Annotated in this window: 9 protein-coding genes; 1 reads left to right on the forward strand and 8 read right to left on the reverse strand. The window is 55.4% G+C overall.

Features of this window, described 5'->3' with window-relative positions; genetic code table 11:
* Positions 1-45 precede the first annotated feature (45 nt).
* The 7 genes from SFA31_RS12515 to aqpZ all read right to left on the reverse strand — a co-directional run bounded on the left by SFA31_RS12515 (position 46) and on the right by aqpZ (position 9426).
* Positions 46-1059 (reverse strand): NAD(P)-dependent oxidoreductase, encoded by a 1014-nt coding sequence (locus SFA31_RS12515; RefSeq protein WP_322838272.1) that lies wholly within the window; start codon positions 1057-1059, stop codon positions 46-48.
* A gap of 80 nt (positions 1060-1139) precedes the next feature.
* Positions 1140-2597: a DUF2867 domain-containing protein gene (locus SFA31_RS12520; protein WP_322838273.1), complete on the reverse strand. Its 1458-nt coding sequence runs from the start codon at positions 2595-2597 to the stop codon at positions 1140-1142.
* 196 nt (positions 2598-2793) lie between these two features.
* Positions 2794-4512, reverse strand: a complete 1719-nt coding sequence (gene poxB, locus SFA31_RS12525) for a ubiquinone-dependent pyruvate dehydrogenase (RefSeq protein ID WP_322838274.1) — start codon at positions 4510-4512, stop codon at positions 2794-2796.
* 108 nt (positions 4513-4620) lie between these two features.
* Positions 4621-5589 (reverse strand): NADH oxidoreductase, encoded by a 969-nt coding sequence (hcr, locus tag SFA31_RS12530; RefSeq protein WP_322838275.1) that lies wholly within the window; start codon positions 5587-5589, stop codon positions 4621-4623.
* 15 nt (positions 5590-5604) lie between these two features.
* Positions 5605-7260, reverse strand: a complete 1656-nt coding sequence (gene hcp / locus SFA31_RS12535) for a hydroxylamine reductase (RefSeq protein ID WP_322838276.1) — start codon at positions 7258-7260, stop codon at positions 5605-5607.
* Positions 7261-7403: 143 nt separating this feature from the next.
* Positions 7404-8303, reverse strand: coding sequence for a lysine exporter LysO family protein (locus SFA31_RS12540; RefSeq protein WP_322838277.1), 900 nt, complete (start codon positions 8301-8303; stop codon positions 7404-7406).
* Between the two features lie 427 nt (positions 8304-8730).
* Positions 8731-9426 carry an aquaporin Z gene (gene aqpZ, locus SFA31_RS12545; protein WP_322838278.1) on the reverse strand — a complete coding sequence of 232 codons (696 nt, stop codon included), beginning with the start codon at positions 9424-9426 and terminating at the stop codon, positions 8731-8733.
* A gap of 416 nt (positions 9427-9842) precedes the next feature.
* Here aqpZ and SFA31_RS12550 point away from each other — a divergent pair, with 416 nt between their 5' ends.
* Positions 9843-11501 carry an ATP-dependent endonuclease gene (locus SFA31_RS12550; RefSeq protein WP_322838279.1) on the forward strand — a complete coding sequence of 553 codons (1659 nt, stop codon included), beginning with the start codon at positions 9843-9845 and terminating at the stop codon, positions 11499-11501.
* Here the strand turns inward: SFA31_RS12550 and SFA31_RS12555 are convergent.
* Entirely contained in the window at positions 11498-12454 is a 957-nt protein-coding gene (locus SFA31_RS12555; protein ID WP_322838280.1) for a VirK/YbjX family protein, read from the reverse strand. The two genes, SFA31_RS12550 and SFA31_RS12555, sit on opposite strands and share 4 nt — an antisense overlap.
* Positions 12455-12459 lie beyond the last annotated feature (5 nt).

Raw genomic sequence — 12459 nt, forward strand, 5'->3', positions numbered from 1 at the left:
GAATAACGCGGAGGATCGTATCCTCTGCCAGTCACTTATGCAGCATCAGCGGCGCAGCCGCCCGTGGTCGCGCAGCCAGTCGGCGGTGCGGGCGATGCCCTCATCCAGCGTGATAATCGGCTGGTAGCCCAGCTCTTCGCGAGCGCGCCGGATATCAAGCGTAAAATCAAAATTAAGTTTGGAAACGCCATAGTGGGTGAGTGCGGGTTCGCTATGGGTGCGGTGACTCAGACGCTCCAGGCTGCGGGCGACCATATCGAGCATTGGCCAGGGCACTGAGCGAATGCGGCAGCGAATGCCCAGCGCGTCTATCAACGTCTGCACAATTTCGCGCAGCGGGCGGGATTCCATATTGGTAATATTCCACGCGCGCCCTGACGGCAAATGTGCGTTTTCCGGCAAGCTGGCGAGCCACATCGCGTATACCGCGTTTTCCTGATAGGTCATATCCACCAGCGCGCTGCCGCCCCGAGGCAACAAAATACTGCCGTAATGACGCATCATCTGGGCCAGACGCGGGAAAAATACCGTATCGTGAGGGCCGAAAAGGCTCTGCGGGCGCAAAATAGCGAACCGGGTACGTGGATTGGCCTGAGCCAGATGCCCGATAACCTCTTCCGCTGCCGCCTTGCTGCGTGCGAATTCGTTAGCGTATCGCACCGGCTGGAAGGTTTCCGGTATGTCCCGATGGTGGTGATAGTCAAAGTAGAGCGATGGCGAGGAAATATGCACGAATGTGTTTACCCCCCATGCAACGGCCCACTCGCCAAGGCGGCGCGTGGCGCGAACGTTGGCGAGATCGAATGCTTCCCGGCTGCCCCAGGGGGCGGTAAACCCGGAGCAGTGCCACAGCGTATCGACGCCATCGAGCATGGCGCGGGCCTGTGAGGAAACCAGGTTGGTTAAATCTGCGTGAATAAACTCCGCGCCCAGCTTGCGAAGCAGTTCGCCCATAGCCGCGTTTGGCCCGGTAGCCGTCACGCTAACGCCGCGTCGACGCAGATATTCCACCGCATTGCGACCTAAACCGCTGGTGGCTCCCGTGACCAGTACTTTCATGTTAACTCACCCTGCTATCACTGTTTCGCGGGGCATTCTTTCGTGAATTGCCCACGCATGCAATGGAAAAACTGCTTCAATTAGCGCTCAGATGCGCGTTTGCCTGGCCTCTGCTCAGCAAGCTTTGCAATACGGTGCGCCATACCCCGAAAAATAAACAAATGCGCAGGGAACATTAGGAGCCAGTAAAGCAGGCCCGGCGTCCCATGGGGATGCCACCAGGCCCGTACGTCCAGCCGGCGAACATCGCCTTCGTTCTGGAGAGTGAAAGAAAGACGGCCTAGCCCGGGCGCTTTCATGCCAAACAGCAGCGTAAGCTCTTTTTCAGGCTCCACCACAATCACTTTCCAGCTATCGACGCAGTCGCCTTTTTGTAACCAGGCGCGCTGAGTGCGACCTTTTGCCAGCCGGTGACCCACCAGAAGATCTAGCATCGCCCGCGTTCGCCAGAGAATATTGGCGTAAAAGTAGCCCCGTGGGCCGCCGATTTCATTAATTACCGCCCAGAGCGATGCCAGAGAAGCCGAGGTTTTAACTGAAAATCCCGCCTGTTTTGGAAAGTAACCGTACTCAGGGCGCCAGCGTGCAAACGCCTGTGGGTCATATCCCCAGTCCTGGGAATTAACTAACTCTTTTTCTTCATCGAGCGTGGCGCGCACGGCGTCGTCGAAGGTGATAAGTGTTTGTGGGCTCAGCGCGCGCAAAGGGCGATCGTCGGCTAACAGGTCGTGTTTCAATCCCCGGATCAGCGCCTTCGCAATCGTGGGCGGCACGGAAGTGATCATTGTTAAGAACCACACGGAAATCCAGCGAGTCGGGAGCGGGATTGGGATCAAGGGACGGTGGCGGCCGCTAATGGCCATAAAGCGCTGAAACTGCTGTTGATAGCTCAGGACTTCTGGCCCGGCTGCCTCGAAAATGCGGTGCTCCGCGTCGGGATGAGTGAGTAATTCCTGTAAATAAACCAGCAGATTTTCTAGCGCAATCGGGGAAGTTCGCGAACGTACCCAGCGCGGCGGAGTTAATACCGGCAAGTTATACACCATATCCCGCATCACTTCGAAGGCCGCTGAGCCGGCACCGACGATAATGCCGGCGCGCACCTCGGTCACAGGGACTGCGGCCTCGCGTAAAATATCGCCGGTAATTTGTCGCGCCCGCAGATGATCGGAACTGGTATCGCCGTCAGCGGCCTGAAGCGCGCTGAGAAAAATAATTTGCCGAACCGGATGTCGGCGCAGCGCGTCACGCAAATGGCAGGCTGACTCGCGTTCACGGGCGATAAAATCGTCCCCGTCGCCCATACTGTGCACCAGGTAATACAGTGTATCGACGCCGTCCAGCAGTCCTTCCAGGGTTTCCGGGCGCTGTAAATCAACGTGGCGGCAACGTACCCCAGGCCACTGCTGCTTTTCGAGCCAGGATTTACGGCGCGCGGCGGCAATAACCCGATGCCCTGCGGCGCTCAGGCGCGGGGTTAAGCGCTGCCCAATATAGCCGCTGGCACCCAGTACTAAAATCGTTTGCGGTGTTTCCATTCACACTCTCTCTGTAGGCATGTAAAACGCGCGGTGCCGGCATAATCGGCGAGTGCGTAACGTCCTGTGAACGGCATTATCGCGACTATAACCAAGCTGCACCAGCGCGGGGAGTGCGCATTGTGTGCGAAAAAACTGAAAGACAAACGGGCGCGTAGCGGGCGCCCGTAGAGACTATTTAGCAACGGCGCGCAGGTTAACGGAACCAATTGGTTTTGGCCAACTCCACGATTTCATCACCGCGTCCGTTAATTATCGCGCGCATCATATACAGGCTAAAGCCTTTCGCCTGTTCCAGTTTAATTTGCGGCGGCATCGCCAGCTCGTCTTTCGCGACGGTAACATCCACCAGCACCGGTCCTGGCGTGCTGAAAGCCTGTTGCAGCGCCGCCTCAACGTCTTCAGATTTCTCGACGCGAATACCGGGGATGCCGCAGGCTTCGGCAATCCGCGCAAAGTTAGTGGCATGCAGCTCGGTGCCATCGGTCAGGTACCCGCCTGCTTTCATCTCCATGGCAACAAATCCGAGCGCACTATTATTAAACACCACGATTTTTACCGGCAGGCGCATTTGCACGATAGACAAAAAGTCTCCCATCAGCATGCTAAAACCGCCGTCACCGCACATGGCGATGACCTGGCGATCCGGCGCGGTGGCCTGAGCACCTAGCGCCTGCGGCATGGCGTTCGCCATTGAGCCGTGATTAAACGATCCAAGCAGGCGACGCTTCCCGTTCATGGCCAGATAACGGGCCGCCCATACGGTTGGGGTACCGACATCGCAGGTAAAAATGGCGTCTTCACCGGCATGGCGACTAATTTGCTGCGCTAAATATTGTGGATGCACGGCTTTATTACTGGGCTGCGCCAGCGCATCCAGATCTTTGCGCGCGCTGCGATAGTCATCAACGGCCTTATCCAGGAACTGGCTGTTAGTTTTTTCTTCCAGAAGCGGTAACAGCGCGTTAAGCGTTGCTTTCACGTCGCCAATGAGCGCCATATCCACTTTACTGTGCGCGCCAATACTACCCGGATTAATATCTAACTGGATGATCCTCGCATTTTCCGGATAAAACGCCCTATAAGGAAACTGCGTGCCGAGCAGCAACAGCGTATCGGCGTTCATCATGGCGTGATAACCGGAAGAAAAACCGATAAGCCCGGTCATGCCTACATCATAGGGATTGTCATATTCAACGTGTTCTTTACCGCGCAGCGCGTGTACTACCGGCGCTTTCAGTTTTTGTGCCAGGGCGACCAGTTCGTCGTGTGCGCCAGCGCAGCCGCTGCCGCACATAAGCGTAATATTGGTGGCGTAGCGCAAAACCTGCGCCAGTTTTTCCAGTTCCGCCTGTTCAGGAATCACAACCGGCTGCGGCGCCGGATACCAGTGCGTACTGGCGCCGTCCGGGATCGAGTCTAGCGCGACATCGCCCGGTAGCACGATGATGGAAACGCCGCGGTTAAGCACGGCCTTACGCATTGCAATTGCCAGAACCTGGGGGATTTGTTCGGGTGAAGAGACCAGCTCACAATAGTGGCTGCATTCGCGAAACAGTTCCTGCGGATGTGTTTCCTGGAAGTAGCCGCTGCCAATTTCGCTGGAAGGAATATGCGCGGCGATAGCGAGGACCGGAACGCGGTTGCGCTGACAGTCGAAAAGACCGTTAATGAGATGGAGGTTGCCGGGCCCGCAAGAACCAGCGCAAACGGCCAGTTCACCGGTAAGCTGCGCTTCTGCGCCGGCGGCGAAGGCGGCGACCTCTTCGTGTCGCGTCGGCATCCATTGTATGGTGCCCATGCGATTAAGACTGTCGCTTAGCCCGTTAAGCGAATCGCCCGTAACGCCCCAAATGCGTTTGACTCCCGCGGCTTCCAGCGTTTTGGCTATATATGCGGCAACGGTCTGTTTCATCACATCTCCTTGTTTCGTTTTAAATATGCCATCAAGCATAGACGATTGCGGAGAGTTCGAAGGGCAGAAAGCGCCGCCTGGCTGCAGGCGGCGTATAGTAAGAAAGACTCAGGCGAGCGTGAGATCGCTCTCGGGATGGCAGGAACAGGCGAGCACGTAGCCATCGGCTATTTCCTGTTCCGTCAGCGTGGCGGTACTGGAGACAGAATACTCACCGGCCAGCACTTTGGTTTTGCAGCAGCCGCACACGCCCGCGCGGCAGGCCGCATTGACCGGCACGCGATTACTTTCGAGCGCTTCAAGCAGCGTGGTGCCGGCCGGGGCGTAAAATTCACGTACCGGCTGGAGCGTGGAAATTTTCAGGCCGCTGGCTGCCGGGGCAGCGGCGGGCGTGAAGAATTTCTCTTTCCAGAACCGACTTACGCCCAGCGCGCGGCACTGTTCCTCAACAAACTCCATCCACGGTGCCGGGCCGCAGGCCATGACGGTGCGGTTGGCCAGATTGGGCACAGCGGCTAACTGTTCGCGCGTGAGGCGGCCTGGAATAAAGCCCGGCGCCGCGCCGTTTTCCGCAATCAGCGTTACCGGATAATTGCGCCACTCTTCGGCGAAAATGACATCCTGCGGCGATCGCACACAGTAAATGACCTGGACGTCGGTCAGCGGGCTGAATTTCGCCAGCCAGCGCCGCATGGAGGCGATTGGCGTAACGCCGCAGCCGGCGGCCAGAAATAAATAGCGTCCTGCCGGATGCGCGGTACAGGTGAAATCCCCTTGTGCTTCTGAGAGCCACAGATAATCGCCGCGTTTTACTTCCCGCGTCAGCCATTCGGAGCCTGCGCCGCCTGAGATACGGCGCACGGTAAGCGTGATAAACGGGCTTACGCCCGGGGTGGAAGATATCGTATACGCGCGCAGCGTATCAGCGCCGTTGCGGATGCTGATGAGCGCGTGCTGCCCTGCCTCATAGTGATAGTCGTCGTGGCAAAAAAGAGACAGGGTCCAGACATCCGGCGTTTCCTGCTTAATATGATGTACCTGCATCCGATACGGACACAGCGGCGTTGGCATGGTCATTCTGTTTATTTCTCCTTACGCGGTGCCCAGCATGTTCTGCAAATCCTGCTCTACGGTAGTGATGGCGTGCAGGCCGAATTTTTCGTTAAGCACGGCCAGTAGATTAGGGGTCAGGAAGCCCGGCGCGGTTGGGCCGGTGGCGATATTTTTCACGCCCAGTGACAGCAGCGTCAGCAGCACCACAATTGCCTTTTGTTCAAACCAGGAGAGTACCAGGCTCAGCGGCAGGTCATTCACGCCGCAGCCCAGTTTTTCCGCCAGCGTGACGGCCAGCATAATGGCTGAATAGGAGTCATTACACTGACCTGCATCAATGAGCCGCGGCAGCCCTTCGATATCGCCAAATTCCAGTTTATTAAAGCGATATTTACCGCAGGCCAGCGTCAGTATCAGGCAGTCATCCGGCACGCTGGTAGCAAGATCGGTAAAGTAGCTGCGCTCATCGCGGGAGCCGTCACAGCCGCCAATCAGGAAGATATGGCGCAATTTTTCGCGGCTCACCAGGTCTATCAGGGAGTCCGCCGCGCTGAGTAGCGTCTGGCGCCCAAAACCGACGGTGATCTTGTGCTCGATTTCACTATACGGGAAGCCGGACATCTGCTGTGCCTGAGCGATGACGGGAGAGAAATCATCCCCTTCCAGATGGCTAACGCCCGGCCAGCCTACAATACTGCGGGTCCAGATACGGTCATCATAGGCGCCAGCAGTAGGATCGATAATACAGTTTGACGTCATTACGATAGGGCCAGGAAAGCGGGCGAATTCCGTCTGCTGATTTTGCCAGCCGCTGCCGTAGTTACCGACCAGATGCTTAAATTTACGCAATTGTGGGTAACCGTGCGCCGGCAGCATTTCGCCGTGGGTATACACGTTAACGCCGGTACCTTCGGTCTGCTCAAGCAGGTTATATAAGTCGAATAAATCGTGGCCGGAAATGAGGATAGCTTTGCCGGCTACCGGTTTCACATTGACCTGAGTGGGCGTAGGGTGGCCGTATTTTCCCGTCTCGCCGGCATCCAGAATACGCATAACATTAAAGTTCATCTGGCCGATTTCCATCGCGCATTCCAGCAGCGCATTCATATCGGAAGGCCAGGTGCCGAGCCACGCCATCATTTTATGATAGTGGGCATAAATATCGTTATCGAACTGGCCCAGTACGTGCGCGTGTTCCATATAAGCGGCAGCGCCTTTCAGGCCATAAAGGCACAGCAGGCGCAGGCCGAGCAGGTCTTCACCGATTTCCATCTTATCGCGGTTAGGCGTGAAAGCCTCGGCCTGGCGCTGAAGTTCACCGAGGTCGTCGCTGACGAGCTGTAGTTCTGCCATCGGATGTTCAACGTGCGCGCTGGCATCCTGCGCCAGACAGCGCGCTTTCATTGCTTCGCGCAGGGCGATGGCCTGACGCGCGTAACCGACAATACGCGGAGAATCAAAGTTTACATTGGTCAGCGTCGCAAAGAATGCGCGCGGCGCAAAACTATCAACTTCGTGGTCGATAATGCCGTATTCCCGGGCTTTAAGCGCCCATGCGGAAAGCCCCTGCAGCGCGGCGATCAACAGATCCTGCAGATCGGAGGTTTGAGCCGTTTTCCCGCACATTCCCTGCGCATAAGAGCAGCCGTTACCGGACGGAGTGCGGATAGTTTGTTCACATTGCACGCAAAACATGTTCACACCTTAAAGTTATATTTAATATACATGTTTAAGGGTAAGACTGTGTCGCCCGGGAGAAAAGCGCTTTCTATAATAAGTTCACTTGAAATTGATTTAGCGCAATTTTAACTTCATCCAGGCGCAGACGCGCTGCGCCGTTATGCGGAGAAAAACGCCATTAATAAAGGAGTTAACAGGCTCAGGATAAACCCGTGGACGATGGCCGCTGGCACTACATCAAGCCCGCCGCTGCGCTGAAGCACCGGAAGCGTAAAATCCATTGACGTCGCGCCGCAAATACCGAGCGCCGTGGAACGGCTGCGCTGCATCAGAGCGGGAATAAGCATAATAGCCAGCAACTCCCGGGCGAGGTCGTTAAAAAACGTGGCGCTACCGATAACCGGGCCGAAGGCATCGCTCATCAGAATACCGGAAAGAGAATACCAGCCAAAGCCAGAGGCCATTGCCATTCCGGTTTTTACCGGCAGGCCCAGCAGCAGCGCATTAATTACGCCAGCAGCCAGTGAGGTGAGCGCCACTACGATGGCGATTTGCATACCGTGACGGTTTAAGAGGATTTGTTTCAGCGTCATAGCGCTGTTTCTAAGCTGAAGCCCTACCAGCAGCAGCAATAGCAGCAGGGTGTATTCACTCAGCCGGGTCGCGTACTCCAGTAACGGTAATTTCGTCAGGCCCAGCGCGAAGCCACCTGCAACCACCGCGCACAGCTTGAGCGACTCCAGCGCCATGGCTAAGCGGGAGGGTAATGCCTGCTGGCGATGCGGATGGCGCCAGGGTGAAACGCGCTCCAGCAGCGCCAGACCACCCGCGTTACATAGCAAGATCGTGATGATGCTTATTACAGAATAATGCAGGATAGTCAGCAGATTAGTGGCAAGATTATCCAGCAGCGCCAGACTTATCCCCATCAAAAAGAGGATAAGGTACACCATCGCGCTGAGCGCCTGGTTTATTCGCGCTAATAATCCCCGCTGACGCAGCACAATGGCATAGCCAATCAGTAGCGGTGCGAGAATAATCAATAGGCTGGATAACATGGCGGCGCTCCTTGCGCTGTGGCGAAACGGCGCCAAGACACTACTGAAAGCCCGGCCGCAAGTAAAGCCATCTCAATGTTTCTGGTGGGGAAATCGCAGTGGCGTAGAAAGCCGTGAGTGAATAATAAGCGGTAATATCAGGGGGTGCTCATCAGGCAGTTATGTCCTGGCCGCGTCTGAAAGGGGCCAGTGGGTATGCGTTGGCTGAATTGGCTATGTGCTTATACTTCGGCGATATAAAGTTAACGAAGGGGCATCGTCTGCAAGGTGAAAATTCAGTTGAGATAAAACTGACTGGCAGCAGGGAGCCTGGACATGGCAAAGCGCTGTCAACGGGCTGGCGGCGGGGCTAACTGTGTGGGGGGGGAACGCTTTGTTCTGGGGAAAATGGGAGCGGAACCGCACAGGGTCGCTCCCGAGGGCGCAATTATGCGCGTTTTTCAAGAAGCGTGCGATAGAGTACGCCGCCCAGCAAACCACCGATAATTGGCATGACCCAGAACAGCCAAAGTTGCTGTAATGCCCAGCCGCCCTGGAACAGCGCAACGGCTGTACTGCGCGCCGGGTTCACGGACGTATTGGTCACCGGGATACTGATGAGATGGATAAGTGTGAGCGCCAGCCCAATTGCGATAGGCGCAAAGCCTGCCGCTGCGAATTTATCCGTGGCACCGAGAATTACCAGCAGGAAACCGCAGGTTAATACAATTTCAATCAGAATAGCCGACTGCATTGAATAACCGTCCGGGGAGTGTTCACCGAAGCCGTTAGAGGCGAAACCGCTGGCGGCGGCGTCAAAGCCGGCTTTACCGCTGGCGATAAGCCATAAAATAGCCGCAGCGGCGATACCGCCAATAACCTGCGCGATGAGATAGCCAATAATATCTTTGGCGGGGAAACGTCCACCTGCCCACAGGCCTAACGTTACCGCCGGGTTAAAATGACCGCCAGAAATATGGCCGACCGCATAGGCCATAGTCAGCACCGTCAGGCCGAATGCCAGCGCCACGCCAGCGAATCCAATACCCAGTTGCGGATAGGCTGCCGCCAGCACGGCGCTGCCACAACCGCCAAAAACTAACCAGAACGTGCCGAAGAATTCGGCCGCTAATTTCCTGAACATAAGTTCCCTCTATTATTAATTTATTGCATGAAGACACGGCAAATATATCGATATTGTTTATATATTCGGGCTTTTGATGCTTAGAGCACCCGATAAAACAAAGCGCGGTATTTTAAAGCAACGTAGATTTTGCACCAACAAAATATCTTGCTGGAAAAAAATAAATAGCAAAGATGGATAATTGTGTCTGTAATCAATAATAAATGAGTCATTAATGAAGGGATTAAGTCAAGATGAAAGATTATTTCTGTTTCAATAAAAACTATATTCAGAAAAAACCATGAGATTGACCGGTAATTAATCGCGGTTCTCGATGGTATTAATTCTTATTGGATGCGCAGGGTTACTTACTCGAAATGTAAGTGCATCGCTATACTTGCACCTGGAATAGTTATGCGTTCGCCGGAGAAACTCGAATGTTTCTGGAAAAAGTGGATGTGGCTGGGTTTCGGGGGATTAATCGCCTCTCACTCATGCTGGAACAAGATACCGTTTTAATTGGTGAAAATGCCTGGGGGAAATCCAGCCTGTTGGATGTATTAACCCTGATACTCGCGCCCGACGGGAAACTTTATGCATTTACGCCCGGTGATTTTTACGTACCGGCGCAAACGGAAAGTGCCGGAGGTCATCGTTTACGGGTGATACTCACCTTTCGTGAATATAGGGCGGCAAAAGTGATTCACCGGCGCTATCAGGCGCTGGCACCTGCCTGGGATGCCTCGCCAGACGGCTACCGGCGCGTTAATTATTGTGTACAGGGAATATTGCATGCTGATGGGACGGTAACGACGCAGCGCGGTTTTTTAAGCGCCAGCGGCGAGCCGCTGGCGCTTAGTGATAGCGATATTGACGCGCTGGCGCGGCATCTTATCCGCTTAAAACCGGTATTGAGATTACGTGACGCCCGTTTTATGCGGCGGCTTTCGCAGAAAAGTATGCTTACTGCGCCATCCGCGCAGATCAATGAGCGCCAGTTAGCCCTGCTGTTTCGCCGGCTTGACGCGCCCGAGCCAGATTTAACAGACGGCCGGTTGCAGCAGGGGCTGGAGGCGATGGTACAGCTACTGGAACATTACTTTAGCGAACAAAGCATGACGGAAGCTCAGCCGCGCGCGTCGATACATGGCCGACACGGCGACGGGCGGAGCTGGCGCTATCTCGATTTAATTAATCGCACGCTGGATAAAACGCATGGCCGGGGGCGACAGCTGTTGCTGCTGGCTATTTTTGCGTCGTTACTGCAGCGCCGGGGTGCGACACCATTGTCTGCACAGGCGCGTCCACTATTGCTGGTGGAAGATCCGGAAACGCGTTTACATCCGATCATGCTGTCGGTTGCCTGGCATTTATTGAATCAGCTTCCTCTACAAAAAATAACTACTACCAATTCTGGTGAACTGCTTTCATTAACGCCGGTTGGAGGCGTGTGTCGGCTGGTACGTGGCCCCGATCGGGTAACAGCGTGGCGCCTTGGGCCGCAGGGCATGAGTGCGGAAGATAGCCGACGCATCTCTTTTCACATCCGCTTTAACCGCCCGACCTCTTTATTTGCGCGCTGCTGGCTGCTGGTGGAAGGAGAAACGGAAGTCTGGGTGATTAATGAACTGGCGCGTCAGTGCGGCTACCATTTTGACGCCGAGGGCGTCAAAGTCATTGAGTTTGCGCAGTGCGGGCTGCGTCCGTTAGTGAAGTTTGCTCAACGAATGGGGATTGAATGGCATGTATTGACCGATGGCGACGAGGCGGGGAAAAAATATGCGGCCACGGCGCGCAGCCTGGCGGGCACGCAGAGCGAGCACGCCCGATTGACGCAGCTTCCGGCGCGGGATATGGAACATTTCATGTACCGGCAGGGCTTTGCCGATGTGTATCACCGCGTGGCGCAAATTCCGCAAAACGCTAAAATCACTATGCGGCGCGTTATCGTGAAAGCTATTCACCGTACTTCAAAGCCTGACCTGGCGCTGGAGGTAGCGATGGAAGCCGGTCGACGCGGCGTAGAGGCGATTCCCGCACAGTTGCGGCACATGTTTTTACGAGTGACGAAACTGGCACGGGAACGCGCCGATTAATGTGCTCTGAATTCCCGATCAAGCTGGACTGATAGCGCATCCAGTAGGGCATAGCGGCGCCGATATTCGGCGCGTTTTTTACTGGGAATGGCCTCCAGAGGCCGCCTCGGTGAGTGGCAAAGTAATTCAAAATAGTCGTCGTGCCGCAGTTTGGCGCCTGACTCTAGCCAAAAAGCATCGTAATCGGCGTGGAATTTATCTTTTTTACTCAGACGATAGCGCCAGCTACGATAGATATGGGTTCGGTTGCCTACGGCCAGTATGCGAGATGCTCCCAGTTGCTGCGCGACCTGGCGCGCGGCCTCAAGCAATATTCGCTTAGGAAATAAACCGTGGCAGGCCTTGGTGGCATCCTGAATCACCTGATGAGAAATGCGCGCCTTTGCGCCCTGCAATCCGCCAATAAACAGCGTCCTTGCGCCGTCAAAATCAAATAATGTAAAGGTAAGTTGACCAAGAGCGATTTTTTGTGCGTTATAAAGCGTCAAAGTGGCTTCGCCTTCTTTATCCAGATCGCAGTCTGCCCGCAGCGTTAGCTGATACCGGGCGTCATTTTTTCCATCAATAAATGCCAAGGTCCAGCCGGATGCTGAAAGATAGCCCAGCATTGCCGCTGCGGAAAGTTGCTGATGCAGTAGCGTATAATGTTGCAGGATAGCAGCTGCGGCGCTGCGCCGCGAAAAGCGATGCGCCAGCCACGGGCGATGCAGGCGGCAGGGTAAGCAGGGCTGGGCGTGAAGCAATGCATCATAATGAGGTAAACGCGTCAGCCGCTGCAGCAATCGGAATGTCGGCAGTGGCATCGCCAGTGTGCGTAGCATAAACTTGCGGCGCCAGGCCGCTTTGTGCCAGGTTGGCCCCGGTTGATAGAGCCCAGAGCTTAGCGCCTGAAAAAGGGACCAGCCGCTGTTCGGTACACAGTTCTGTAATGGAGAAAGAATGGAATAGGGCATCGCAT

The sequence above is a fragment of the Erwinia sp. HR93 genome, assembly GCF_034555055.1.
Lineage (GTDB): Bacteria > Pseudomonadota > Gammaproteobacteria > Enterobacterales > Enterobacteriaceae > Apirhabdus > Apirhabdus apintestini.